19 protein-coding genes, 2 tRNA genes and 2 rRNA genes are annotated in these 26,071 nt (G+C 64.6%); 10 read left to right on the top strand and 13 right to left on the bottom strand.

The features are described 5' to 3' along the window. Positions 1 to 71: 71 nt before the first annotated feature. The 6 genes from ACYX4P_RS07675 to ACYX4P_RS07650 form a co-directional block, all read right to left on the bottom strand. Positions 72 to 2,850: ribosomal RNA gene (locus ACYX4P_RS07675) — 23S ribosomal RNA — on the bottom strand. A 227-nt stretch (positions 2,851 to 3,077) separates the two neighbouring features. Then, positions 3,078 to 3,153: transfer RNA gene (locus ACYX4P_RS07670), tRNA-Ala, on the bottom strand. Positions 3,154 to 3,235: 82 nt separating this feature from the next. Next, a tRNA-Ile gene (locus ACYX4P_RS07665) sits at positions 3,236 to 3,312 on the bottom strand. A gap of 179 nt (positions 3,313 to 3,491) precedes the next feature. Continuing rightward, positions 3,492 to 4,952: ribosomal RNA gene (locus tag ACYX4P_RS07660) — 16S ribosomal RNA — on the bottom strand. Together the 16S and 23S rRNA genes with 2 tRNA genes alongside form the textbook arrangement of a ribosomal RNA operon. A 643-nt stretch (positions 4,953 to 5,595) precedes the next feature. Beyond that, positions 5,596 to 6,021, bottom strand: a complete 426-nt coding sequence (locus ACYX4P_RS07655; protein ID WP_314137064.1) for a CBS domain-containing protein — start codon at positions 6,019 to 6,021, stop codon at positions 5,596 to 5,598. Between the two features lie 106 nt (positions 6,022 to 6,127). After that, the gene (locus ACYX4P_RS07650; RefSeq protein ID WP_248117289.1) at positions 6,128 to 6,817 is read right to left on the bottom strand and encodes a rhomboid family intramembrane serine protease; all 690 of its coding nucleotides are present in this window, start codon (positions 6,815 to 6,817) and stop codon (positions 6,128 to 6,130) included. 119 nt (positions 6,818 to 6,936) lie between these two features. Here ACYX4P_RS07650 and hfaA point away from each other — a divergent pair, with 119 nt between their 5' ends. The 4 genes from hfaA to ACYX4P_RS07630 all read left to right on the top strand — a co-directional run bounded on the left by hfaA (position 6,937) and on the right by ACYX4P_RS07630 (position 12,565). Further along, positions 6,937 to 7,377, top strand: a complete 441-nt coding sequence (hfaA, locus tag ACYX4P_RS07645; RefSeq protein WP_248117292.1) for a holdfast anchoring protein HfaA — start codon at positions 6,937 to 6,939, stop codon at positions 7,375 to 7,377. Next, complete coding sequence (hfaB, locus tag ACYX4P_RS07640; RefSeq protein ID WP_248117294.1) at positions 7,374 to 8,390, top strand: holdfast anchoring protein HfaB; 1,017 nt, start codon at positions 7,374 to 7,376, stop codon at positions 8,388 to 8,390. The genes hfaA and hfaB overlap by 4 nt, the downstream gene beginning before the upstream one ends. After that, the gene (hfaD, locus tag ACYX4P_RS07635; protein WP_248117296.1) at positions 8,317 to 9,576 is read left to right on the top strand and encodes a holdfast anchor protein HfaD; all 1,260 of its coding nucleotides are present in this window, start codon (positions 8,317 to 8,319) and stop codon (positions 9,574 to 9,576) included. The genes hfaB and hfaD overlap by 74 nt, the downstream gene beginning before the upstream one ends. Positions 9,577 to 9,685: 109 nt before the next feature. Further along, the gene (locus ACYX4P_RS07630) at positions 9,686 to 12,565 is read left to right on the top strand and encodes a M16 family metallopeptidase (protein WP_248117298.1); all 2,880 of its coding nucleotides are present in this window, start codon (positions 9,686 to 9,688) and stop codon (positions 12,563 to 12,565) included. 135 nt (positions 12,566 to 12,700) lie between these two features. Here ACYX4P_RS07630 and ACYX4P_RS07625 read toward each other — a convergent pair whose 3' ends face one another. Next, complete coding sequence (locus ACYX4P_RS07625; protein ID WP_248117300.1) at positions 12,701 to 13,609, bottom strand: hypothetical protein; 909 nt, start codon at positions 13,607 to 13,609, stop codon at positions 12,701 to 12,703. Positions 13,610 to 13,925: 316 nt separating this feature from the next. Between ACYX4P_RS07625 and ileS the strand changes: the two genes are divergently transcribed. Then, the gene (gene ileS / locus ACYX4P_RS07620; RefSeq protein WP_248117302.1) at positions 13,926 to 16,844 is read left to right on the top strand and encodes an isoleucine--tRNA ligase; all 2,919 of its coding nucleotides are present in this window, start codon (positions 13,926 to 13,928) and stop codon (positions 16,842 to 16,844) included. A 198-nt stretch (positions 16,845 to 17,042) separates the two neighbouring features. Here the strand turns inward: ileS and tipF are convergent, their stop codons facing one another. Beyond that, complete coding sequence (tipF, locus tag ACYX4P_RS07615) at positions 17,043 to 18,317, bottom strand: flagella assembly cyclic-di-GMP phosphodiesterase TipF (protein ID WP_248117305.1); 1,275 nt, start codon at positions 18,315 to 18,317, stop codon at positions 17,043 to 17,045. A gap of 110 nt (positions 18,318 to 18,427) precedes the next feature. On the opposite strand from tipF, the gene ACYX4P_RS07610 reads away from it, so the two are divergent. Both ACYX4P_RS07610 and ACYX4P_RS07605 read left to right on the top strand, forming a co-directional pair. Further along, entirely contained in the window at positions 18,428 to 19,210 is a 783-nt protein-coding gene (locus tag ACYX4P_RS07610) for an SDR family NAD(P)-dependent oxidoreductase (protein WP_248117307.1), read from the top strand. After that, entirely contained in the window at positions 19,200 to 20,126 is a 927-nt protein-coding gene (locus tag ACYX4P_RS07605) for a lysophospholipid acyltransferase family protein (protein WP_248117309.1), read from the top strand. Before ACYX4P_RS07610 ends, ACYX4P_RS07605 begins: the two co-directional genes overlap by 11 nt. Here the strand turns inward: ACYX4P_RS07605 and ACYX4P_RS07600 are convergent. From ACYX4P_RS07600 to ACYX4P_RS07585, 4 genes are read right to left on the bottom strand one after another with little or no spacing between them, the layout of a single operon-like run. Next, a complete protein-coding gene (locus ACYX4P_RS07600) occupies positions 20,093 to 20,599 on the bottom strand; it encodes a response regulator (RefSeq protein WP_248117311.1) in 507 nt (168 codons plus the stop codon). The genes ACYX4P_RS07605 and ACYX4P_RS07600 overlap by 34 nt on opposite strands. 11 nt (positions 20,600 to 20,610) lie before the next feature. After that, the gene (locus tag ACYX4P_RS07595) at positions 20,611 to 21,474 is read right to left on the bottom strand and encodes a M23 family metallopeptidase (RefSeq protein WP_248117313.1); all 864 of its coding nucleotides are present in this window, start codon (positions 21,472 to 21,474) and stop codon (positions 20,611 to 20,613) included. Further along, the gene (locus tag ACYX4P_RS07590; RefSeq protein ID WP_248117315.1) at positions 21,471 to 21,683 is read right to left on the bottom strand and encodes a DUF2093 domain-containing protein; all 213 of its coding nucleotides are present in this window, start codon (positions 21,681 to 21,683) and stop codon (positions 21,471 to 21,473) included. The genes ACYX4P_RS07595 and ACYX4P_RS07590 overlap by 4 nt, the downstream gene beginning before the upstream one ends. Positions 21,684 to 21,723: 40 nt before the next feature. Then, complete coding sequence (locus ACYX4P_RS07585) at positions 21,724 to 22,977, bottom strand: cation:proton antiporter domain-containing protein (protein ID WP_248117317.1); 1,254 nt, start codon at positions 22,975 to 22,977, stop codon at positions 21,724 to 21,726. A gap of 220 nt (positions 22,978 to 23,197) precedes the next feature. On the opposite strand from ACYX4P_RS07585, the gene ACYX4P_RS07580 reads away from it, so the two are divergent. From ACYX4P_RS07580 to ACYX4P_RS07570, 3 genes are read left to right on the top strand one after another with little or no spacing between them, the layout of a single operon-like run. Then, on the top strand, positions 23,198 to 24,067 hold the full coding sequence (locus ACYX4P_RS07580) for a TIGR01459 family HAD-type hydrolase (protein ID WP_248117320.1): 870 nt from the start codon (positions 23,198 to 23,200) through the stop codon (positions 24,065 to 24,067). Between the two features lie 39 nt (positions 24,068 to 24,106). Next, a complete protein-coding gene (locus tag ACYX4P_RS07575) occupies positions 24,107 to 24,568 on the top strand; it encodes a MaoC family dehydratase (RefSeq protein WP_248117322.1) in 462 nt (153 codons plus the stop codon). Continuing rightward, complete coding sequence (locus ACYX4P_RS07570) at positions 24,568 to 25,497, top strand: bifunctional riboflavin kinase/FAD synthetase (RefSeq protein WP_248117324.1); 930 nt, start codon at positions 24,568 to 24,570, stop codon at positions 25,495 to 25,497. Before ACYX4P_RS07575 ends, ACYX4P_RS07570 begins: the two co-directional genes overlap by 1 nt. 18 nt (positions 25,498 to 25,515) lie before the next feature. On the opposite strand, the gene ACYX4P_RS07565 is transcribed toward ACYX4P_RS07570, so the two are convergent. Then, positions 25,516 to 26,043 carry a gamma carbonic anhydrase family protein gene (locus tag ACYX4P_RS07565; protein WP_248117326.1) on the bottom strand — a complete coding sequence of 176 codons (528 nt, stop codon included), beginning with the start codon at positions 26,041 to 26,043 and terminating at the stop codon, positions 25,516 to 25,518. Positions 26,044 to 26,071: the final 28 nt, after the last annotated feature.

Raw genomic sequence — 26,071 nt, 5'->3', positions numbered from 1 at the left:
GAACAAGGATGAAGAAGACATTGTCTGAGATGACCTTTCGGAGGTCATCATCGAATGAGTTTTGCTGAGAAACGATCAAACCGATCGGATTATTAGTACCAGTAAGCTTCATGGGTCGCCCCACTTCCACACCTGGCCTATCAACGTGGTAGTCTTCCACGATCCTCAGCGAAGCCTTGTTTTGAGGTTAGTTTCCCGCTTAGATGCTTTCAGCGGTTATCTATTCCATACTTAGCTACCCTGCTGCACAGCTGGCGCCATGACAGGTACACCAGAGGTATGTCCATCCCGGTCCTCTCGTACTAGGGACAGATCCTCTCAAGCTTCGAACACCCACGGCAGATAGGGACCAAACTGTCTCACGACGTTCTGAACCCAGCTCACGTACCACTTTAAATGGCGAACAGCCATACCCTTGGGACCTGCTCCAGCCCCAGGATGTGATGAGCCGACATCGAGGTGCCAAACTTTGCCGTCGATATGGACTCTTGGGCAAAATCAGCCTGTTATCCCTAGAGTACCTTTTATCCGTTGAGCGATGGCCCTTCCACTCGGGACCACCGGATCACTATGGCCGACTTTCGTCTCTGCTCGACTTGTCAGTCTCGCAGTCAGGCGAGCTTATGCCATTGCACTCGACGAGCGATTTCCGACCGCTCTGAGCTCACCATCGCGCGCCTCCGTTACACTTTGGGAGGCGACCGCCCCAGTCAAACTACCCACCACGCCATGTCCCGGGACCGGATAACGGCCCTCGGTTAGACGTCAACGACAGTAAGGGTGGTATTTCAAGGACGACTCCACCAGAGCTGGCGCCCCGGTTTCATAGTCTCCCACCTATCCTACACATACGGTCGCTAACGCCAAGGCGAAGCTATAGTAAAGGTTCATAGGGTCTTTCCGTCTGACCGCGGGAACCCCGCATCTTCACGGGGAATTCAATTTCACTGAGCCTGTGCTGGAGACAGTGGGGAAGTCGTTACGCCATTCGTGCAGGTCGGAACTTACCCGACAAGGAATTTCGCTACCTTAGGACCGTTATAGTTACGGCCGCCGTTTACCTGGGCTTCAGTTCGGAGCTTTCACTCCTCCCTTTAACCTTCAGGCACCGGGCAGGCGTCAGACCCTATACGTCGCATTGCTGCTTCGCAGAGCCCTGTGTTTTTGCTAAACAGTCGCTACCCCCTGGCTTGTGCCACTCATTCCTGCTTGCGCAAGGTGAGTCACGCTTATTCCGAAGTTACGCGTGCAATTTGCCGAGTTCCTTCAGCACAGTTCTCTCAAACGCCTTGGTATGCTCTACCTGACCACCTGTGTCGGTTTCGGGTACGGTCTCTGCTGGAGTTATTTCCTGGGACAACGCCCCCGCACACACAATCCAATAAGTGGGTACGAGTTAAGCCATCCGTCACTTCCAGCTGGTGCAGGAATATTTACCTGCTTCCCATCGACTACGCTTTTCAGCCTCGCCTTAGGGGCCGACTAACCCTGCGCAGATTAGCTTTACGCAGGAACCCTTGGTCTTTCGGCGAGAGTGTCTCTCACACTCTTATCGTTACTCATGTCAGCATTCTCACTTCCGATACCTCCAGCCAGGCTCACGCCTGACCTTCACCGGCTTACGGAACGCTCCGCTACCGCTTGCAGTAAACTGCAAACCCATATCTTCGGCGCACGGCTTGAGCCCCGTTACATTTTCCGCGCAGGATCGCTTGATCAGTGAGCTGTTACGCTTTCTTTAAAGGATGGCTGCTTCTAAGCCAACCTCCTGATTGTCAAAGCAATCCCACATCGTTTCCCACTTAGCCGTGACTTGGGGGCCTTAGATGATGGTTAGGGTTGTTTCCCTTTTCACGACGGACGTTAGCACCCGCCGTGTGTCTGCCCGATAGTTCTCTTGGGTATTCGGAGTTTGGTTAGTATTGGTACCGCTCGCGCAGCCCGCAACCATCCAGTGCTCTACCCCCCAAGGAATTCGTCGGACGCTCTACCTAAATAGATTTCGCGGAGAACCAGCTATGTCCAGGTTTGATTGGCCTTTCACCCCTATCCACAAGTCATCCCAGAATTTTTCAACATTCACGGGTTCGGTCCTCCAGTTAGTGTTACCTAACCTTCAACCTGCTCATGGATAGATCACCTGGTTTCGGGTCGTCATACGTCGAACTTAGCGCCCTATTCAGACTCGCTTTCGCTGCGCCTACACCTAACGGCTTAAGCTTGCTCGACACATGAAGTCGCTGACCCATTATACAAAAGGTACGCCGTCACCGCGCTTGGCGGCTCCGACTGCTTGTAGGCTTCCGATTTCAGGATCTGTTTCACTCCCCTTGTCGGGGTGCTTTTCACCTTTCCCTCACGGTACTTGTTCACTATCGGTCGTAGAGGAGTACTTAGGCTTGGAGGGTGGTCCCCCCATGTTCAGACAGGATTTCACGTGTCCCGCCCTACTCGAGTCTCTTGCTGTTTGATGACTACGGGGCTTTCACCCACTATGGCCGACCTTTCCAGATCGTTCGTCTTTATTTCACAAGAGCACTGGCCTGGTCCCGGTTCGCTCGCCACTACTACGGGAGTCTCGGTTGATGTCCTTTCCTCCGGGTACTGAGATGTTTCAGTTCCCCGGGTTCGCTTAATGAAGCCTATGTATTCAGCTCATTATACCTTTCAACAATCCGCCAATCGCTGCCCCGAAGAGCAGAGTTGGAAGACTGTAAAGGTGGGTTTCCCCATTCGGAAATAACCGGATCAAAGGGTGCTAGCGCCTCCCCGGTTCTTATCGCAGCTTGCCACGTCCTTCATCGCCTCTCTACGCCAAGGCATCCGTCAGAAGCCCTTCAACGTTTGATCGTTTCTCAGCAAAACTCATGCTTGGTTTATTCCGCCCGACTGGAAAGATGCCGGGGGACCAAGCCTGATTTTTGTCAGACAATGTCTTCTTCTCGAACACGACCTAAAAGCTCAGGGGAGCCGGTCTAGTTCTTCCTTCACGATTTCAATGCCAGTCGGCTTTTCAGCCGGTGGCAAACCATTTGCGATGCGCGCCTTGGGTCATTCGCCGTCCCGCATCTGCGGGATGGTGGAGCCAGACGGAGTCGAACCGACGACATCCTGCTTGCAAAGCAGGCGCTCTACCAACTGAGCTATGGCCCCATTCCGAGGAACGGTGCGAAGCCCAGGAGAGCTGTCGGCGATGCCGTCTTGAGGCTGAGAACCCCCAGCGAACCAGAAGTCCTGGTAGGCCCGGGCAGACTCGAACTGCCGACCTTACGCTTATCAGGCGTACGCTCTAACCACCTGAGCTACGGGCCTATGGCAGCGACAGCCAGGCTAAAAGCCCAGGCTCGCGATCGCGTCACCAACTCAACGACCCGTATGGTCGAGGCGTCGATGACGAAAGTGGAAAGAGAAACGGAGACGGCGGCGTTCCGCCGTTTAGTGGAGCCTCAATAGACAGTCTCGTGAGAGACGGCCTGGAGAAGCATCCTTAGAAAGGAGGTGATCCAGCCGCAGGTTCCCCTACGGCTACCTTGTTACGACTTCACCCCAGTCGCTGACCCTACCGTGGTCGCCTGCCTCCTTGCGGTCAGCGCAGCGCCTTCGGGTAGAACCAACTCCCATGGTGTGACGGGCGGTGTGTACAAGGCCCGGGAACGTATTCACCGCGGCATGCTGATCCGCGATTACTAGCGATTCCAACTTCATGCCCTCGAGTTGCAGAGGACAATCCGAACTGAGACGACTTTTAAGGATTAACCCTCTGTAGTCGCCATTGTAGCACGTGTGTAGCCCACCCTGTAAGGGCCATGAGGACTTGACGTCATCCCCACCTTCCTCCGGCTTAGCACCGGCAGTCCCATTAGAGTTCCCAACTAAATGATGGCAACTAATGGCGAGGGTTGCGCTCGTTGCGGGACTTAACCCAACATCTCACGACACGAGCTGACGACAGCCATGCAGCACCTGTGTCCTAGTCCCCGAAGGGAAAGCCACGTCTCCGTGGCGGTCCAGGCATGTCAAAAGGTGGTAAGGTTCTGCGCGTTGCTTCGAATTAAACCACATGCTCCACCGCTTGTGCGGGCCCCCGTCAATTCCTTTGAGTTTTAATCTTGCGACCGTACTCCCCAGGCGGATTGCTTAATGCGTTAGCTGCGTCACCGAAATGCATGCATCCCGACAACTAGCAATCATCGTTTACGGCGTGGACTACCAGGGTATCTAATCCTGTTTGCTCCCCACGCTTTCGAGCCTCAGCGTCAGTAATGAGCCAGTGTGTCGCCTTCGCCACTGGTGTTCTTCCGAATATCTACGAATTTCACCTCTACACTCGGAGTTCCACACACCTCTCTCATACTCAAGACACCCAGTATCAAAGGCAATTCCGAGGTTGAGCCCCGGGATTTCACCCCTGACTTAAATGTCCGCCTACGCTCCCTTTACGCCCAGTAATTCCGAGCAACGCTAGCCCCCTTCGTATTACCGCGGCTGCTGGCACGAAGTTAGCCGGGGCTTCTTCTCCGGGTACCGTCATTATCGTCCCCGGTGAAAGAATTTTACAATCCTAAGACCTTCATCATTCACGCGGCATGGCTGCGTCAGGCTTTCGCCCATTGCGCAAGATTCCCCACTGCTGCCTCCCGTAGGAGTTTGGGCCGTGTCTCAGTCCCAATGTGGCTGATCATCCTCTCAGACCAGCTACTGATCGTCGCCTTGGTGAGCCTTTACCTCACCAACTAGCTAATCAGACGCGGGCCGCTCTAAAGGCGATAAATCTTTCCCCCGAAGGGCACATTCGGTATTAGCACAAGTTTCCCTGAGTTATTCCGAACCTAAAGGCACGTTCCCACGTGTTACTCACCCGTCCGCCACTAACTCCGAAGAGTTCGTTCGACTTGCATGTGTTAGGCCTGCCGCCAGCGTTCGCTCTGAGCCAGGATCAAACTCTCAGGTTGAGTTGACTTCTGACCTAAGCATCGGATCGACTAAAAGTCGTCCTTGGCATTAGTTCTACGTATTTTATTGACGAGTTCCCACGTCATCGATCCGAAGACCGACGCATGGTATCTTTTCAAAAAGACCGCAGATAGTCAGTGTCGTATGATGACCTCGAAGGTCATCGCAAGAACACCGCCGCCTGCGTTTCTCTTTCCATATCAACAATGTCAAAGACCAGAACCACCGAAGCGGCCCGACTTGTTTAGCGCCTCGTCGTCGGCGGAGGCGGCGATTTAGAGAACCGCGAACCCCGTGTCAACCGCTCTTTTCAGAGATTTTGCAGACCGAAGAGCGAACCCTTCAAACCGCAAAAAACCGCCGGAGAAAACCAAGAGGCTTGCCCCTTCACCAAACCGGCGATTCGATTGAAGCGCGGAACCTATTCAAACCAACCCAGGAAAGCAAGAAGTTTTTCAACTCTTTCTTCCCCTCAAAACCCCGGGAAACCAGTCCCCAAGGCCCCGTAGGCCGGCCCGTTTCCGAGCGAGGCAGCCCTATACGGGCACCACTTTTACTCAGCAAGAAGAATCGTCGGGATTCTCGAAAAAACTGGCAACACAACGGTCGTCAAACCGTCACGCGACAGCAGTCGCTCCCGGTTCAGCCGGCGATATAGGAGCGCAGACTATCGGCCTCCTTAGCGTGTTCGGCGATCTGGCACTTCACCACGTCGCCTATGGAGATGACGCCGATAAGCCGTTCGCCCTCCAGCACCGGCAGATGCCGGATGCGCCGATCGGTCATCCGGCTCATCAGAGCGGACATTTCCTCCCTGGGCTCGGCGAAGATCACCTTGGCCGTCATATAGTCGGCCACCGGCCGGCCAAGAGCGGCGCCTCCGTCCGCCGCCAGGGCGCGCACCACGTCTCGTTCCGAGAAGACGCCCGCGACCCGGTCCCCATCACAGACGACCAGGGCGCCGACCCGCCTCTCTTCCAATGCTGCGCAGGCGTTGGCCACGGTCTGCTCCGGCGCGATGGAGAAAACGGCGTCTCCCTTGGTCTTTAGGATTTCGGCGACGAACATCGCGGCTCCTTCTCTCTATCAGAGAAGCGACCGCAGGGCCGGGATGGCGACAGGGCCGCATCAGGGCGCGATGATCGCGCAACCAGGCCGTAGAGGCAAACCCGGGTCAGCCGTGCGCGGGCGCACGATCCACCCCGCGGCCAAAGGCGCGCGCCAAGGGGCCGATGGCCAAAATGCCGACGACGAAGCCGACCGCATGGGCCTCCCACGCGATGGCCGCGCCGTCCGCACCGGGCGCAAAGCCGATCAGGCCCGTCAGGGCGTTGACGCCCATCCAGGCCAGCGACGCCGTGACCACTCTTCTATCGGTCAGCGCCAGCACGCCGCCGCCGGGCGGCACGCCCAGTAGACGCGTCGCCGCCCCGATCAAGCCGAACACCGCCCCCGACGCTCCGACCATCGGCGCGCCGGATCCCCAGTGGATCAGCCCATAGCCCAGCGTCGCCAGCCCGCCGCACGCCACATAGAAGAGGAGAAACACCATCGGACCAATCCGGTCCCCCAGCAGTCGGGCGACCGGCGCGCCGAAGGCCAGGGCGCCGATCGCATTCATCCAGGCGTGGGTCCAGCCGCCGTGCAGCAACATGGCGGTCAGCAGCCCGCTCCACCTTCCCTGCTCCAGATCGACGGGCGCGAAGGCCATGCTCATGCCCATGTCCGGCAGATCGCGCTGAAAGAGATAGAGCAAGGGAATGGAAGCCGCGATCAGCAAGGCGACCAACGGCACGTTGAACAGAGGCTCGCGCGGCGGCCTTGCGTGCTGGGGAGGTTCGAATCGACCGGGCGCGTCTGACATGGCCCACAGATGCGCAACGGATTTCGCGACATCAAGCGCTTCTTAATAACCTTAATGCAAGGGTCGGATGCGGATCGCCGAACGGGGGTCCGTCGTCTGTCTGCGCGAGGAACCGACCAGTGGCCGTCAAGAGGCTGTTTCTAACCACCGCCGTCACGGCTCTGGCTGGCCTGGCCAGCGTGCCCGCCGTCGCGCAATCGACCGGTTCGGGCGGCGCATCGCGCTTTCAGCAAGGCTATGGCGGCGCCCGTTCGGCGGCCACCAACGCCACGACCGGCTCGACCCGCGACGCCAACGGCAATCGCCTGATCGTCAACGGCATAATCCAGTCCGGCGCCTCTTCCTATTCCAGCCAGTCGGGCGGGGTCGCCTCGGCCTATGCGGGCGCGGGGTCGTCCAACCACGGCGGTACGGCCATCGGCGGATCTACCGCCATCGGCAACCAGCTGAACGTGGTGGTGCAGGGCAACCGCAACACCGTGATCGTCAATTCGAACCAGACCAACACCGGCGCGGTCAACGCCGGCACGGCCCTGAACGGGAACATCAACCTGCCATGAGCCGTCGTCATCTCATAAAGGGCGGTGCGGCCGCCTCGGCCGTCGCGCTTCTATTGGCCGGCTGCGTCAGTCCGGTCGCCGGGCCGTCGGGCCAGTACGCCACGCCTATCGGCAATGCGCCGGTTACGGCCAATCCGACGCCCTATTCGGCCTCGCTCTACTGCCTGGCGGACTACGCCCGTCGCTACAACCTGCCCTCGCCGCGCATGGCCGTGGGTCGGATCAGCGACTACACCGGCACCGTATCCTCGGACGGCGGGCGCCAGATCACCGGCGGCGCCTCCCTGATGGCCAACTCGGCTTTGGCCAAGGCCGGCGCCCGCATCGTCGAACGCTACGACACGTCGGTTTCCGAGCTTGAACTGCGTTACGCCAACAATAAGCTGATCGGCGACAATACGCCGGACGCCCAGGGCCCGGAAGACACCCAGTACCGCCGCATCCTGGCCGGACAGGTGCCGGGCTCGGACTTCTACGTGGTCGGCGGCATTACCGAGGTCAATTACAACATCCGCTCCGGCGGCGTCGATATCGGCCAGGGCGAGGTGGATTCCGCCCGTCCCGGCTCGACCATGCTGAACCATCGCGTCTATGTGATGAACATCGCCATGGACCTGCGCCTGGTGCAAACCACCACGCTGGAGGTGGTCGACGTCGTTTCGTACCAGAAGCAGATCATCGGCCGCGAGATCTCGGCCGGGGTGTTCGACTTCCTGAACGGCAATGTCTTCGACATCTCGGCCGGGACAGGCGGAATGGAGCCGGTCCAGCTGGCCGTCCGCGCCCTGGTCGAACGCGCCACGGTCGAGTTCATGGCCAACCTCTATGGGGCGCCCGGCCCCGAAATCTGCCTCAACCCCGCCAACGATCCCCTTGGCGGTTCAACCGTCGGGCCGACCGGCGGCTATTATCCGGCCTATCCCACGCAGGAGACGAACAATGGCCAAACCCGCGCCGATCCGTCTCGCTGGCATGATGGCCGCGACAGCGACGTTCGCCGCACTCGCCACTGAGGCGAGCGCACAGCAGACCCCGGCCTGCGACCCCGCTCTGGTGGAGGCCTGTTTCAGCCGCCAGACCCAGTCCGGCGACGTCACGGGCCAGGTCGATCTGAACCTGACGGTCGATCAGCTGACCGTCACCACCAGCGCCCAGGGCAATTCGCTCGCGGGCGGTGTGACGGCTGCGTCCGCCGGCTTGGCGTCGCGTCAGACCATGACCGGCTCGGCCCGGGCTGGCAGCACTGTCGGTCTGAACGGCGCAGCGGACGGGCAGGTCAGCGTGACCACACAGGCGCGCGGCAACTATTTGGGCGTCACGACAGATGGCGCCACCTTCGCCGTGGACGCCGATCAGTCGACCACGGGCGCCGAGGTTCGCGCCCAGACCGTCGTACGCGCCCCCACCGGCCGTATGTTGCAAGGCGGCTTCGCCTCCAGCGCCGCGACCGCCAACACCGTGGCCATGGGTGGGCCCTCCTCGTCCCTGACCGGCGTCGTCGATCAGCGCGCCCAGACCACCGTCTTTTCCGAGACGGTCGCGGATGTGCAGTACATTCCGGCCCCCGCCGTCTTTGCATCCCAATCGGCGGCCAATGTCGTCCAGACCAACACCACAGGCGCCTCGCACCAGGATCTGGCCGTGCGCCAGTCCAACGCGCCCTCAACCGTTGAGGCCCGCACCGACGTCTATGTCGACAACGCCTGGGACTTGACGGCCAGCGCCAACGCCGGCGCGAACCAAGCCATCATGACCAACGCCGGCGGCTCCATGCTGGCGAATGTGGATCAGTCCAACGCCGGGCGGGTGCGGTCGGACGCGCGCGTTCAGACCAATCTGCAGGGCCAAACCGTCCTTGCGGCCCGCAGCGTGGCCAACGAAACCGTCGCCGGCAACAACGACATCTATCTGAAGCTGGACAACACCCAGTTGAACACCGGCGGGGTCGAGGCGACCGCCACCTATGTCGGCGTTAACGGCTATGACGCCTATGTCGGCGCCGATGCGGTGGGCAATGCGGTGACGGGCTACGCCTGTTCGCGATGCGGCGGCGACGTCAACATCACTAATAGTCAAACCAACAGCGGCAATGTGACCGCCAACGCCAACGCCACAGTCGCCTCTGGCCGCACAGCCGCTGTCGGCGCCAACGCCGTGGGCAACACCGCCACCTTCTACATCAGCCGCCCCGGCGGCTGACCAAAGATGACAAGCTTGTAAGGTTCGACCGCACACCTTGCCGAAAAGGCAAGCTCGCTTTACACATCCGACACCGCGCCATCGGGGGTTGCGGTTTCGGAGAAATTCCATGCGTTCTGCGCGTCGCCTGCTGCTCGTCGCGGCTTCCGGCCTGGCCCTGTCGGCGGGCCTTGTCTCCATCGCCAATGCACAAAGCGCAGCGCCCGTCGCCGCCTCGACCGCCCAGGTCGCGCCGTCGAAGCCTTGGGCCCAGACGGCCAGCGACATTCCGGCCGACCCCGCCGTGCGCTACGGCCTGTTGCCGAACGGGATGCGCTACGCCCTGCTGAAGAATGCGACGCCACCCGGTCAGGCGTCGTTCCGCCTGCGGATCGACGCCGGCTCGCTGATGGAGCGCGACGACCAGAAGGGTCTGGCCCACTTCATGGAGCATATGGCCTTCAACGGCACCAAGGACGTGCCCGAGAACGAGATGATGCGCATCCTGGAACGGCTGGGTCTGGCCTTCGGCGCCGACACCAACGCCTTCACCAGCTTCGACCAGACCGCCTATATGCTGGAGCTGCCGAACACCAAAGACGAGACTGTCGACCCGAGCCTGCACATCCTGCGCGAGATGATGTCGGCGGCCCTGATGGCGCCGGACGCCATCGATTCCGAGCGCGGCGTCATCGTCGGCGAGGAGCGCACCCGCGACACGCCGCAGTTCCGGGTGCTGAAGACCCAGCTGGGCCTGTTGGCGCCCGGCCAGCGCCTGTCCCAGCGCCTTCCCATCGGCGACCTGGACATCATCCGCACCGCCCCCCGCCAACGGTTCGTCGACTTCTACGACGCCTACTACCGCCCCTCGCGCGCGACCTTCATCGCCGTGGGCGATTTCGAAATGGATGCGATGGAGGCCAAGGTGCGCGCCGCCTTCGCCGACTGGACGCCCAAGGCGCCGGACGGCCCCGAGCCAGACCTGGGCGCCGTCGCCGCGCGCCAGCCCCAGACCAGCATCATCGTCGAACCCGGCATCCAATCCTCCATCCAGATCAACTGGATCAAGGCCCCCGACCTGAACGCGGACACGGTGGCCGAGCGTGAAGCCGACATCCGTCGCGGCCTGGGTCTGGCCGTGCTGAACCGTCGCCTGGGCGAGATCGCCCGCGCGGACAATCCGCCCTTCATCGGCGCCGGCGCTGGCTATCAGTCGCTGTTCGACAGTCTGGACGCCGGCACCCTGTCGGTCGCCTTCAATCCCGGCGGCTGGAAGCGCGCGCTGGAGACGGTCGAGCAGGAAAGCCGCCGTCTGGTCCAGTACGGCGTGACCGAGGCCGAGCTTCAGCGCGAAATCGTCAACACCCGCACCGCGCTTCAGAACGCGGTCGCCTCGGCCGCCACCCGCTCCACCCCGACCCTGGCCTCCGCCCTGCTCAGCGCAGTGAACGACGATCAGGTCTTCAGCGCGCCCCAGACCAATCTGGACCTGTTCAACAAGGCCGTCGACGGCCTGACCGTCGCCCAGGTCGACCAAGCCGCCCGCGCAGTGTTCGAAGGCCAGGGTCCGCTGGTCCTGTTCAGCTCTCCGGTCCCGGTCGAGGGCGGCGAGGCCGCCGTCACCGCCGCCTTGGAGGCGTCGCGCAACACCCCGGTCCAGGCCCGCGCCGCCGAGGCGGAACTGAAGTGGCCCTATGACAGCTTCGGCGTCCCGGCGCAGCCGTCCGCCCGCAGCGAGGTGGCCGACCTGGGCGCCACCCTGGTCCGCTTCCCGAACGGCACGCTGCTGAACATCAAGAAGACCGACTTCCGCACCGATCAAGTCCTGGTCAGCGCCCGCACGGGCCTGGGCGAACTGGGCCTGCCCGCCGACCAGCTGTCGCCCCTGTCGATGGCCAGCACCATCCTGACAGCCGGCGGCCTGGGCAAGCTCAGCCTGGACGAGATGAACCGCGTCCTCAGCGGCCGCACCTACAGCGCCTCGGTCAATCAGGCGACCGACGCCTATGTCTTCTCCGGCGCGACCAAGCCCGCCGACCTGCAGCTGGAGCTTCAGGTCCTGGCCGCCTATCTGACCGATCCGGGTCTGCGCGCCGCGCCGTTTGAACAGACCAAGGCCCTGTTCCCGCAGATTCTCGCGCAACTGGGCGCCACCCCTCGCGGCGTGTTCCAGCGTGACGCCTCGGGCCTCTTGGCCGGCGGCGATGTGCGCGAAACCACTCCGACCGCCGATCAGGTGGCCGCCATCCAGATCGACGACGTGAGAAACGGAGTCCGTTCGGCGCTGGCCCAGGGTCCGGTGGAGATCACCGTCGTCGGAGACGTGGACATCGACGCGGTCATCGCCGCCGTCGGCGCCACCTTTGGCGCCCTGCCCGCGCGCAGCGCCGCTCCCGCCCCGTCCGCCGGGTCTGCTCAGCGCAAGTTCCCCGCCCCCACGACCGCGCCGGTCCAACTGCACCACACCGGCCCGGCGGAACAGGCGCTGGGCTTCGTCGCCTGGCCGACCACCGACCAGGTCCACGACCGCAAGACCGCGCGTCAGCTGTCGATCCTGTCCGACGTGCTTCAACTGCGCCTGAACGACGAAATCCGCGAGAAACAGGGACTGGCCTATTCGCCCAGCGCCGGCTCCACCTCGTCAAACGTCTTCCCCGGCTATGGCTTCATCGCCGTGACCGCCGAAACACCGCCGGCGGCCCTGCCCAAGCTGTTCGAGACGGTGGACGCCATCGCCGCCGATCTGCGAGACGATCCTGTCAGCGAGGACGAGCTGAACCGCGCCCGTCGCCCGGCGGTCGAGCGCATCCGTCGCAACATGGCCGACAACGGCTATTGGCTGACCCAACTGTCCCAGGCCCAGTCCGATCCGGCGGGCCTGGACCAGACGCGCAACCAGCTCTCGACCCTGGAAGCCGTCACCGCCGCCGATCTTCAGGCCCTGGCGCGCCAGTATCTGAAGCCCGACGCCGCCTGGCGCGCCGCCGTCACGGCCCAGGGCGCTCAATAGATCAAACAAAAAGGCCCCGGCTCGCATCCTGCGGGCCGGGGCCAGTCGTTTCAGGATCGTCGACGGAGAGCCGGCACATTCGATCCTTTCATCCGTCGCCTGAGCGGCGGCTGAACGGGATCGTCAACCCGCCGTTCAGAACACCCGGCCGCCGACGCCGCCGTCCAGGGTGATGGCGCCGGTCAGGACGGTTGCGCTCTCCACCTGTTCCTCGCGGTACTCGGTGTATTCCTCTTCGCGATACATCGTCAGGATCTTGATCCCGGCGCCGTAGCGACGCAGCAGCGAACGCTCGTTGCAGTCCCGCTCAGGCTTCTCGGGACGGCACTCCAGCTTGCCGCCGTTTCCGAACCACAGGGCCTCGTGCTTGCGGCAGGTCAGGGTCGTGCCGTGGTCGAAGTTCACATTCCCCTCATAGTCCGCCAGCGTCGCCTGCAGCCAGGTGCCCGCCAGGCAGCGATAGATTTCGCCTTCGAACCCGTCGGCGATCTCGCGGTCCGGCCGCACCTGGGACGCAGGGTGCGGCACCTGGCGGTCGTCGATGCAGACGGCCTGGATGACGACGCGCTTCATCATGCTGCGAAAGGCGCTGTAGGGGGTGCGCACCGTCTGGGCGACCATGCCCTCGACCGCCAGACCCTGGATCGTGGTTGGATAGGGCTGGTCCACGCTGATGTAGGCCGCGCCGCCCCCACCGCCGTAGCTGCCCGAGAACCCGCCGGCCCGCGCGTTCAGATAAGACCGCGCGCCGGCGTTGGCGTAACCATTGGCGTTGGCCCCAGCGTTCGCATTGGCGTTCGCGCCGAGGTTCACGTTCACATTGACGTTGGTGTTGACGTTGTTGTTCCACTGGTTGCCGCCGGGAACGCAGCCGCCGCCGCCGCCGCCGCCGCAGGGGGGCTCGGGCGGAGGGGGAGGTTCGCATGAGGTGCAGGGCGGCGGCTCGCACCCCGACCCGCATTGCGCCAGGGCCGCGCCGGCGCCGGCCGACACGGCCAGACCGGCCGCCAGGCCCAGCATCCATTTCGTGATCCGCAGCCGCATCGGCGGGACTCCCAGACGATCATTGCCTCGGCCGAATTGGATTTCGGCCGATCCTTGCCGTCACAAAACGGCAAAAGCCTTTCGTTTCCGTTGATGGCGGCGACGCTTCGGGATGGCGCAATGCCGCATCGGTCTGCTAGACCGCCCTCACAATGACCGTCCGCGTCCTTCTTCGCCTGATTTCGATTAGCCGCCCGGCGTAGCGCTTCCGGGCCATCTGGCCCCGTGCACGCCGGGATCGACAGCCCTTCAAGGCGCGCGACGCGCGACAGGGCGAACAGACCAGCGAACGACAACCTAGACGCCGAGACGACCCATGGCCGACGCCCCCACCGAAACCTCCGCTCGCGATTATCGCGACACCGTCTTCCTACCCGAGACGCCCTTCCCCATGCGCGGCGGCCTGCCCCAGAAGGAGCCGCTGATCCTTGAGCAGTGGGGCGACCTCTATGGAACCCTGCGCGCCGAACGTCAGAAGCAGAATGCGCCTCTGTACGTGCTGCACGACGGCCCCCCCTATGCCAACGGCGACATCCACATCGGCCATGCGCTGAATAAGACGCTCAAGGATTTTGTCGTCCGCAGCCGGTTCCTGCTGGGCTATGATGTCGACTACGTCCCCGGCTGGGACTGCCACGGCCTGCCGATCGAGTGGAAGATCGAGGAACAGTTCCGCGCCAAGGGCCGCCGCAAGGACGAGGTGTCCAAGGACGAGTTCCGCCGCGCCTGCCGCGACTACGCCGGCAAATACATCGACCTGCAGCGCGACCAGTTCAAACGCCTGGGCGTCACCGGCGACTTCGCCAACCGTTACGCCACCATGGACTTCAAGTCCGAGGCGGCCATCGTCGCCGAGTTCCACAAGTTCAAGAACTCGGGCCAGCTGTATCGCGGCTCCAAGCCCGTCATGTGGTCGCCGGTGGAGCGCACGGCGCTTGCCGACGCCGAAATCGAATACCACGACCACGTCAGCCCCACGATCTGGGTCAAGTTCCCGGTCACGGCCATGTCGGACGATCACCCCGACGACCTCTTGGCCTTCCGTTCCAGCACCCCGTCCATCGTCATCTGGACGACCACGCCCTGGACCATCCCGGCCAACCGCGCCATCTCATACGGCCCAGAGATCGCCTATGGCCTGTACGAGGTCACGGCGATGGAAGAGGGTCTTGAGTTCGCGCCCTGGGCCAAGCCCGGCGACCGTCTGATCCTCGCCGACAAACTGGCCGAGGACGTGTTCAAGGCCGCCAAGATCGCCACCTGGACCCGCGTCTACGACATCAATCCGTCGGGCCTCGAAACCGCTCATCCGCTGGCCGCGCTGGACAGCGGCTATGGCTTCTCCGTGCCGCTGCTGGCCGGCGATCACGTCACCGACGATGCGGGCACCGGCTTCGTCCACACCGCGCCGGGCCACGGCGCCGACGACTTCGAGGTGTGGAAGGCCCACGGCCATCACGAGGTGCCCGACACCGTCGATCCCGACGGCGCCTATTACGCGCACGTCCCCCTGTTCGCGGGGCTGAAAGTCCTGGAAACCGAAGGCAAGAAGACCGGCAAGTTCGGCTCCGCCAACGGCGCGGTGATGGAAAAGCTGATCGAGGCGGGCAACCTGTTGGCGCGTGGTCGGATGGAGCATTCCTATCCGCACTCGTGGCGTTCAAAGGCCCCGATCATCTTCCGCAACACCCCCCAGTGGTTCATCCGAATGGACGAGCCACTGAAATCGGGCGACACCCTGCGCGAAACCGCGCTTCAGGCCATCGACGACACCGCCTTCCACCCCGCGTCGGGCAAGAACCGCATCCGCTCGATGGTCGAGGGCCGCCCCGACTGGCTGGTCAGCCGCCAGCGCGCCTGGGGCACGCCGCTGGCCATGTATATGGACAAGCAGACGGGCCAGCCCCTGCATGACGCCGAGGTCGACGCCCGCATCGTCGCCGCCATCGCCGAACACGGCGCCGACATCTGGTTCACCGCGCCCGACAGCGACTTCCTGGGCGCCCACGACCCGGCCCGCTACGAGAAGATCGAAGACATCCTGGACGTCTGGTTCGATTCCGGCTCGACCCACGCCTTCACCCTGGACCCGCGCCTGCCCGAAAACGGCTATGTCGGCGACCGTCCGGCCCATTGGCCCGCCGACCTCTATCTGGAAGGCTCGGACCAGCATCGCGGCTGGTTCCAGTCGTCGCTGCTGGAGGGCTGCGGCACACGCGGCCGCGCCCCGTTCAAGGCGGTCCTGACGCACGGCTTCACCCTGGACGAGAACGGCGAGAAACAGTCGAAATCCAGGGGCAACACCACCGATCCGCTGGTGGTCATCAAGGAATCCGGCGCCGATATCCTGCGTCTGTGGGTGGCCCTGGTCGACTATTCCGAGGACCAGCGGATCGGCAAACAGATCCTGCAGACCACGGTCGACGCCTATCGCAAGCTGCGCAACACCGTCCGTTATCTGCTGGGCGCCCTGGCCGGGTTCGACGAGGCCGAGCGCCTGACCGACTACGACCAGTTCCCGCCGCTGGAGACGTTCATCCTTCACCGCCTGCACGAACTGGACGCCCATGTGCGTCGGGCCTACGCCGAATACCGCTTCCAGGATGTGGTGCGTCCGGTGCTGGAGTTCTGCTCCAACGACCTGTCGGCCCTGTATTTCGACATCAGGAAGGACGCCCTCTACTGCGACCGTCCCGACAGCATCCGCCGTCGCGCCGCCCGCACCGTGATGGACGAAGTCTTCGCCCGCCTGACCGCCTGGCTGGCCCCCCTGACGCCCTTCACCATGGAAGAGGCCTGGACCACGCGCTTCCCCGACGCCGGCACGAACTGCGCCCGCGTCATCCCCGACACTCCGGCCGCATGGAGCAACCCGGCCGAGGCCGAGCGTTGGTCCGCGATCAACACCGTCCTCGAAGTGGTCAATGAATCGCTGGAAGCGGCCCGCCGCGAGAAGCTGATCGGCGGCGCCCTGGACGCCTGGCCCACCGTCACCGGCCCCGCCTCGGCCTTCGCGCCTTTCGAGGGTCTGGACGCGGCCGAAATCTTCCGCACCTCGGGCGCCGACCTGGTCGAGAGTGGTGAATCGATCACGGTGGCGGTCAACCCGGCCGACCACCCCAAATGCGCCCGCTCCTGGCGGCGCGTCCCCGACGTCGGCTCCGACCCGGCCTACCCGGACCTGTCGGCCCGCGACGCCGATGCCGTGCGGTATTGGGACCAGACGCACGCTTGATGGCAAAAATGTCTCCTCCCCACAGCGTGGGGAGGGGGACCACCCCCGGGTCCCGCCAAAGGCGAGCCCGAGGGCAGGCTACGCGGTGAAGGGGCTCTTGAAGTCTCCCAGCCGCGTGTGATGGTTGAAGAGCCCCTCCGTCACGGCGCGAAGGGCGCCGCGCCACCTCCCCACGGGGTGGGGAGGAGACGAACTGTTTTAGCTGAAACGCCGACGCTGTTCGGCGCTGCGCAGGGTGGAGCGCAGGAACTCGGCCGGGGGGTCCGTTTCGGCCAGGACCTGTTCCTTGATGGCGCGGGGTTCGCCGAACAGGTGGCCCTGGCCCATCGCCACATCCAGTTCGAGGATGTCGACGACCTGGCGTTCGTTCTCGACCTTTTCGGCGATGACCTCGACGCCATAGCGGCGGGTCAGGGCGGCGAAGTCGGCGGCCTGGATGTCGGGCATGGAGCGCAAGGGCGCACCGCCGTCCAGGTCAAGCAGTTGTTCGATCATCAGGTCGGCCGCGACCTTGATGAACTTGACGTCCGAGCGTTGCAGGTCGGCGAAGTCCAGGTCCAGCGTCTGCACCTTGTCCAGCGAGAAGCGGAAGCCCAGGTCGGCCAACTTGGCCATGTTGCGCGCCTCGACCGCGCCGCGCGCGTCGAAGGTGGCCTGACCCAGTTCGAAGATCAGGGCCTGGTTCAGGTCGCGGTTCTCGGACAGGAAGTCGAGGAACTGAGGGAAGAAGGTCTCGTCGCCCAGGGAGGTCAGGGCCACGTTGCAGAAGACGCCGACCTTGCGGTCCTGGCGCGCCAGCCGTCGCACGATCTGGGCGCAGCGGAACAGCAGCAGATTGTCGATGGCGGGCACCAGCCCCTCGCCCTCGGCCAAGGACAGATATTCCGCCGGCATCATCACCCGGTCCGTGGCGTCGCGCAGTCGGGTGAAGCTCTCGTAGAAGATGGTCCGGCGCTGCGGCAGGGAGACGACCGGCTGCAGATACAGGTCCACACGGCCTTCGCTGAGCGCCTCGTGGATGGTGCGCAACAGGACGGTGGACTGAGCCTGGCGGCGGCCCTCGAAGGTCTCGACGCCGATGTGTGGCGCGGCCGACAGGCGTTCGTCGATGCTCACGCTCATCTGCTGAACCAAGGATTCCAGCATCCGCACCTCGCCGGTCAAGGCGTCGGTGTCGGACAGGACGCCGCTCTCGATGGCGTGGGCCAGTTCGGTCAGGGCGCCCTGGGTCGATTCCATCGCATCGGCCAGCAGGCGGTGCGCCTCGCGGACCTGGGCGATCTCCTTCTTAAGGGCGCGGCGGTCGGCGATGCCTGTGACGATGCCGTGGAAGGCGCCCAGCAGACCCAAGGCGCCCAGCGTCCCGGCCACGCCCGCGCCGATCCCCAGACCGGCGCGCCACAGGAAGGCGCCCACGGTCATGCCGAGGAACAGATAGGCGAAATACAGAAAGCCCGTGGTTACGTTGCGCATCGGCTGGCGGTCGGCCACTCCCGGATGGAATCGCCTGAGTATCAGGCTATCAATGTCATTCGGCTAGAGCGGGACGATAAATATCCCCGCAGAAACATACGGGAAACGCAATGGAACTGTTCGATCTGACCGGCAAGGTCGCCATCATCACCGGCTCTTCGCGCGGAATCGGCAAGGCCATCGCCGAACGGCTCGCCGAACACGGCGCCAAGGTCGTCATTTCCTCGCGCAAGGCGGGGCCGTGCGAAGAGGTCGCCGGCGAGATCAACGGCAAATACGGCGCCAAAGCCGATGAACCGCGCGCCATTGCTGTTCCCGCCAACATCGCCTCCAAGGAAGACCTCCAGCGCCTGGTGGACGAGACGAACAGCGCGTTCGGCAAGATCGACATCCTTGTCTGCAACGCCGCAACCAATCCCTACGCCGGTCCGATGGCGGGCATCGCCGACGACCAGTTCGAGAAGATTCTTCAGAACAATGTCATCTCCAACCACTGGCTGATCCAGATGGTCGCGCCGCAGATGGTGGAGCGCAAGGACGGGGCGATCCTGGTGATCTCGTCCATCGGGGGCCTGCGCGGCAACGCCCTGATCGGCGCCTACAACATCTCCAAGGCGGCGGACATGCAGTTGGTGCGCAATCTGGCGGTGGAGTGGGGGCCGTCGAACGTGCGGGTCAACTGCATCGCGCCGGGCCTGGTGCAGACCGACTTCGCCAAATATCTGTGGGAGAATCCGGAGTTGCTGAAGACGGTCACCGAACCCGCCCCGCTGAAAAGGATCGGCCAACCGGATGAAATCGCCGGCACGGCGGTCTATCTGTGCAGCCCTGCGTCGGCCTATGTGACCGGACAGACCCTTGTGGTGGACGGTGGATTGACGATTGCCTGGTAAGAGTAGCGATTGGCGACAGGATTTCGCATGGCGTCTGGAAGCCTTCGGCTTTCAGGCGCTGTTCGGCTTTCTGCGGCTGCTGGGCGTGGAGCGGGCGTCTGGCCTGGGCGGCTGGCTGTTGCGCACCCTGGGGCCCCTGACGGGCACGCAGAAGACGGTGATCCGCAATCTGCGCATCGCCTTTCCCGACATGGATGAGGCCGAGCGCAACGCCTTGGCCCTGGCCCAATGGGACCAGACCGGACGCACCTTCGCGGAACTGGCGGTGATGGACCAGTTGACCCCCGAGGGCGGCCGCGTGGAGGTGGTTGGGCTGGAGCGGCTGCACGCTTTGCGCGACAGCGGCAAGCCGGCGGTGCTGATCTCGGGCCACCTGGCCAATTTCGAAGTGATGGCGGCGGTCATCATGGCGGCGGGCGTGCCCTGCCAGGTCACTTACCGGGCCGCCAACAACCCTTATGTCGACGCTCTGATCCGCAAGAGCCGGGAACGGTACGGCATCCGCCTGTTCGCACCCAAGGGCGACGGGACACGCGATCTGATGGCGGGAATGAAGCGGGGCGACTCCATCGCCCTGCTGGTCGACCAAAAATACAATCAGGGGCCGGAGGTGCAGTTCTTCGGCCAGCCAGTGAACGCCTCGCCCGGCGCGGCGCGGCTGGCGGCGCGCTTCGACACGGTGATGCAGCCCCTTTCGGTGGTGCGCCTGCCCAATGCCCGGTTCCGGGTCACGGCGCACGAGCCAATCTCCGTCAACCACAGCGAGGACAAGGCCGCCGACGTCCTGGCTGGAGTCCAGGCCGCCAACCGCTTCGTCGAGGATCGGGTGCGCGAGCATCCGGTGGACTGGTTCTGGGTCCACAAGCGCTGGCCGGACGAGGTCTATGCGGCGCTGGATCGCCCAGCGTCGGTATAGCGGCGGAACGGCCCTTCGTAGTCCGGCGGGTCCCGGCGGCGACGGCATGGGCCGACATAGCCCTCGGCCTTTATGAAGGCGCGCGGCCGCAGGATGACGGCGTTGATCCGGTCCAGCATGGCCTTGGCGGTGATCGGCTTGACGATGAACTCGTTCACGCCGGCGTCGCGCGCCTCATAGACCCGGGCGCGCTCGGAATGGCCGGTCATCATGATGATCGGCAGATAGACGTTGGGGCTGTCGGGACTGGTGCGGACCAGGCGGGTGAACGCGACCCCGTCCAGCGGGAACATGTTGAAGTCCACGATGGCCAGGTCGATCGGGTGGCGACGCAACAGATCGAAGGCCGCCGTCCCCTCCTCCGCCTCCTTGACGCTGCGGATGTCGGCCGAGTGCAGGACGGCGGCGGCGATGGCTCGCATGTTCTGATTGTCGTCCACCAGCAGGACGTTCAGCGATTTCAGGGAAGACATCCGGCCCCTTGTCAGGCGAGCGTTTTCGGCGCCTGGGCGCCCACCATCAGCGATGGGTCCAGATTGCGGTCGCGCCATTTCATGCGCCAGCACAGATGCGGCCCTGTCGCGCGACCGGTCATGCCGACGCGGCCCAGAGGATCGCCGCGCCGCACGCGCTGGCCCTGCTGCACGTCCAGCCGCGACTGGTGCAGATAGCAGGTGATCAGCCCCTGGCCGTGGTCCATCAGGGTCAGGCCGCCCTCGAAATGCATGTCAGGGCGGACAAAGGCGATGCGGCCGTCGGCGGGGGCGCGGATCACGCTGCCCTGCGGCGCCGCCAGGTCGATGCCGTAGTGCGGGCGGGCGGGCGTGCCGTTCAGGATGCGCTGGGCGCCCCAGGCGCTGGAGACGCGGTAGCTGTCCAGCGGCCAGACGAAGCCGTCCTTGAAGTCGTCGGCGTCGATGCGGCTGGCGAAGCCCTCGGTCTTCAGCGCGATCTCGCGCTGGATGCGGACCAAGAGGGCCGGGTCGCTGGGCTCGACGGTCGAGGGCGGCAGGCCGTTCACGCGGGTCGAGGGAAACGCGTAGGGCGCGATGTCCAGCGCGCGCCGGGCTGAGCGGGCGCCGTCGGCCGACCGGACCTCGATCCGTGCGCCGGGGCCGGCGTCGCGGTCGAAGCCGATCACGAACAGACCGGCCGCCGAGGCGGTGGTCAGGGCCTCGCCGTCCACGAAGACCAGGGCGCCCGGCGCGGTGCGGCCCAGCGCATAGCCGCCCTGGCGCCAGGCCCCGTTCAGCGCCAACGGCATGGCGTTTCGGTCCTGCGCCCTCAGCGGGCCGGCGATCAGCCCGGCCCCGGCTCCGGCCAGAACGGCGCGGCGCGTGGCGATCATTTCGCCGCCGACTGAACGGCGATCTGGGCGGCGATGAACTCGGCGGGGCCGTAATAGGGCTGCTGGCGCGAAGGGCTCCAGTAGCGCAGAATCTCCAGCGGGATCGGCCGGTCCGTCACCGCGCAGCGCACGAACCGGCCCGGCTTCAGCACCGCGAACTCGCCGTCGCCATAGTGAAGAACGGCCTGGTCTGCAGCGGTCATGTCCATGGCCCGACGATACCCCCGGCCCGCCCGGACGAAAAGAGCCTCAGGCCGAAGTGACCGCATCCGTAATCGGCCCGTCCGCGGCGGCGGGCCTTGTCGCGCCGGGCGGCGGGGGCTTGGGGCGTCCACCCATCCGGTCCGTGAACAGGAAGACGAAGGGATTCAACGAGATCGACAGCAGGGCGGCGGCCAGGATCAAGTCGTGGGTTTCGCGGCTCATGGCCCCCAGCGACACGCCCAGCGCCGCCAGAATGAAGGAGAATTCGCCGATCTGGGCCAGGGAGGCCGCGACGGTCAGGCCCGTCGGCCGATCCAGCTTGAACGCCTTGGCGATGACCAGGGCGGCGACCGACTTGCCCACGATGACGATGCCCAGGACGCCCAGCACCGCCCAAGGCTGGCGCACCAGGATCATCGGGTCGAACAGCATCCCCACCGACACGAAGAACAGAACGGCGAAGGCGTCGCGCAGCGGCAGCGACCGCTCGGCCGCATTGTGTCCCAGGGGCGAGGCGTTCATCACCAATCCCGCCAGGAAGGCGCCGAGCGCGAAAGAGTGGAACAGGAAATAGGCCAGCCAAGCGATGCCCAGCGCGATGGCCAGTACGCCCAAGGTGAACAGTTCGCGCGACTTGGTGTGGGCGATGCGGATCAGAAGCCAGGGAATGACCTTGCCGCCCACCACCAACATCCCGACGACGAACAGCACGACCTTCACCAGCGTCAGGCCGACGTTCGTTCCCAGGGCCGCCAGGTTCGCTTGGGCGCCCGCGGGCGCCAGGATCATAGGCAGCATGACCAGAGCGATGACGATGACCAGGTCCTCGACGATCAGCCAACCCACGGCGATGCGGCCGATTTCGCCCTTGACCTGTTTGCGCTCTTCCAGCGCCCGCAGCAGGACCACGGTGGAGGCGACCGACAAGGCGAAGCCCATCAACAGGGCCTCGACGTCGCCCAGCCCCAGCACGAACCGCCCCAACCCCCAGCCAAGGCCGGTTGCCGCCGCGATCTGGACCAGGGCGCCGGGGATGGCGACCTCGCGCACCTGCATCAGATCCTTGGGCGAGAAATGCAGCCCGACGCCGAACATCAGCAGAATGACGCCGATCTCGGCCAATTGCGGCGCCAGTTCGGTGTCGGCGACGAACCCCGCCGTATAGGGACCGACCACGATGCCCGCGACCAGATACCCCACCAGAGGCGACAGTCTGAGCCGATGCGCCAACATGCCGAACACGAAGGCCAGGACGAAGCCCCCGACCAGGGTGAGAATCAGGCTGTCGGCATGCGGCATCAGGGCTCCTGTCGCGGGCGGGGTCTCGGTTTTGGATTAGGCTTTGCAGTTGGGGCGCGAGGGCGCGTTTGACAAGATGACGCAGTGTCGCGCGGCGTCGCCCTCGCGCTTTCGCTGCGAAGGGGATGGAGAGCTGGGCCGAGCGGCGGGGTGTCGTCTCCGCACCATTTCATGGGGGAGGAGGCTTTCGCGCCTGCGTCCTAGCGGCTACTCACCCCTCATGACCCTCCCCCACGCCCTGCCCCATTTCGGCGCCGTCGCCGGCGACTATGACATTCTGCTCTGCGACGTGTGGGGCGTGATCCATAACGGCCGCGAAAGCTGGAAAGCGCCATGCGAGGCCCTGGCCCGGTTCAATCGCGAGGGCGGCCATGTGGTGCTGATCTCCAACTCGCCGCGCCCGGCCTCGGACGTTATCGCGCAGCTGGACGGGCTGGGGGTGCCGCGTGAAAGCTGGAAGGCCTTCGTCACCTCGGGCGACGCGACGCGGGCGGAACTGGCCAAGCGCGCGCCCGGGCCGGCCTGGATCGTCGGCCCCGAACGCGACGCCCCCCTTTACGCCGGCCTTGGGCTGGAGCGGGCCGCCTCGCCGGAGGACGCCGCCTTTATCTCCGTCACCGGCCCGGTCGACGACACGACAGAGACGCCCGAAGACTATCGCGCGCGGTTCGCCGTGGGCGCCGGGCGCGACATCGAACTGATCTGCGCCAACCCGGATCGGGTGGTGCAGCGCGGCGACCAGCTGATCTATTGCGGCGGGGCGCTGGCCGATCTCTACGCCTCGCAGGGCGGGCGCGTGGTGATGGCCGGCAAGCCCTTCGCCCCCATCTACGACCTGGCGATCAAGGAGGCGGAATCCCTGCTGGGCCGCCCGGTCGACCGCTCGCGCGTGCTGTGCATCGGCGACGGTGTCGTGACCGACGTCATGGGCGCCAACGCGCAAGGCTTGGACTGCCTGTTCATCGCCCAGGGCATCCACGGCGATCAGGCCAAGGGCGACGACGGATCGCTGGACCCCGCCCGCGCCGGCGCCCTGCTGAAGGCGGAAACCGCCTATGCGCGCTACGCGGCGCTGGAACTGGCTTGGTAAGGCTCGCCATTTTGTCGCACGGCGGCTAAAGCCACAATCATGGTCGAATTGGTTCAGCAGCATCCGTCCGGTGGTTACATCCTGGACGAACTTCACGTCGGCATGGCGGCCGAGAAAATCGTCGTGGCGACGGAGGATCGTATCCGCCTGTTCGCCGAGGCGTCCGACGATTTCAACCCGGTGCATCTGGACGAGGCCTTCGCCTCCAAGACCGCCTATCGCGGCCGGATCGCCCATGGCCTGCTCAGCGCCTCGTTCGGTTCGGCGGTGGTGGGCACCATCCTGCCGGGCGCCGGCTCGATCTACATCTCCCAGACCCTGGCCTTCCACCAACCGGTGCGGATCGACGACATCGTGCGGATTGTCATCACGGTGATCGAGGTCGAGGCCGAAAGCGCGCGGGTCAAGCTCAGCTGCGAGGGCTTCGTGGGCGAGACCATGATCATGGACGGCGTCGCGGTGGTCCGCGTTCCTCGCCGGCGCAAACCGTCCCAGCGCTGATGCAGGTCGTTCGCGACTGGCGCGACCTCCCGGACGCCGCAAAGGGCGCCGCCGTCGCCGTGGGAGCTTTCGACGGGGTGCATCGGGGCCACCAGGCCGTGATCGCCGATGCGAAGGCGGCGGCCGACCGGCTGGGCGCGCCGCTGGGCGTCGTCAGCTTCGATCCCCATCCCCGCCGCTGGTTCCAGAAGGACGCCGCGCCCTTTCGCCTGATGACCGCCGACCAGATGGCCCAGGCCCTGGCGCCGCTCGGCGTGGACACCCTGTATCTGCTGCCCTTCGACGCCGAGATGGCGGGCATGAGCGACGCCGAGTTCGCCGAGCGGGTGCTGGCCCAAGGCCTGGGCATCCGCCATGCCGCCGTCGGTTTCGACTTCACCTTTGGCAAGGGACGGTCGGGCTCGCCCGAGGCTTTGCGCGCCTATGGCGAGCGGCTCGGCTTCAACGTTTCGACGGCGCCGCGCCTGGACGACGCCGATGGTCTGAAACTGTCGTCCAGCGCCGTGCGCGAGGCGCTGAAGGCTGGGGACATGGCCCGCGCCGCCGTCATCCTGGGCCGCCCCTTCGCGATCCAGGGCGAGGTGATCCACGGCGACAAGCGCGGCCGCACCATCGGCGTGCCGACCGCCAATGTGCCGCTGGGCGACTATATGCGGCCCGCCTACGGCGTCTATGCGACGCGCAGCCGGCTGGCGGACGGGCGCGTGGTTGATGGTGTGGCCAGCCTGGGCGTGCGGCCCATGTATGCGCTGGAGACGCCGCTGCTGGAGGTCTGGCTGTTCGACTTCGATGGCGACCTCTACGGGCAGACGCTGGATACCCAGCTGATCGTCTGGCTGCGCGGCGAGGAGACCTTCGACGGCCTGGACGCCCTGAAGACCCAGATCGACGCCGATGCGGCGGCGGCGCGGGTCATTCTGTCCTCCTGACATCCCCTCATCGCGGCGTTACATAGGACGCAGCTCCGCCGCAAACCGCTTCCAGTTCTGCACATAGTGATCGGCCGACATCTTCAGCACGGCGATATGGTCGGGGTCGCGTTCGCGCACCACCTTGCCGGGCTGGCCCATGACTAGGCTGTTGTCAGGGATGACCTTGCCCTCGGTGATAAGGGCGTTGGCGCCGATGACGCAGTTGCGGCCGATCTTCGCCCCGTTCAGCACAACCGCACCGATGCCGATCAGGCTGTAGTCCCCCACTTCGCAGCCGTGCAGCATGGCGTTGTGGCCCACCGTCACCCCGCGCCCGATCGTCAGCGGCGAGCCGAAGTCGGCGTGAAGCACGCTGCCGTCCTGAATATTGCTGTCGGGCCCCACTGTGATGGGATCGGTGTCCCCGCGCAGGGTGGCGCCGAACCAGACGCTGGCGTTCGCATGCAGAATCACATCCCCTATCACCGATGCGCTTGGCGCCACCCAGTATTCGCCCTCCGGCGGAAGCTGAGGCTTGCTGTCGCCCAATGCGTAAACAGTCATCAGAACACCACCTAATCTTTGAAAAATG

The sequence above is a fragment of the Brevundimonas sp. ABV4_179 genome, from assembly GCF_056311945.1.
This window is presented reverse-complemented; position numbering and strand designations above follow the sequence as displayed.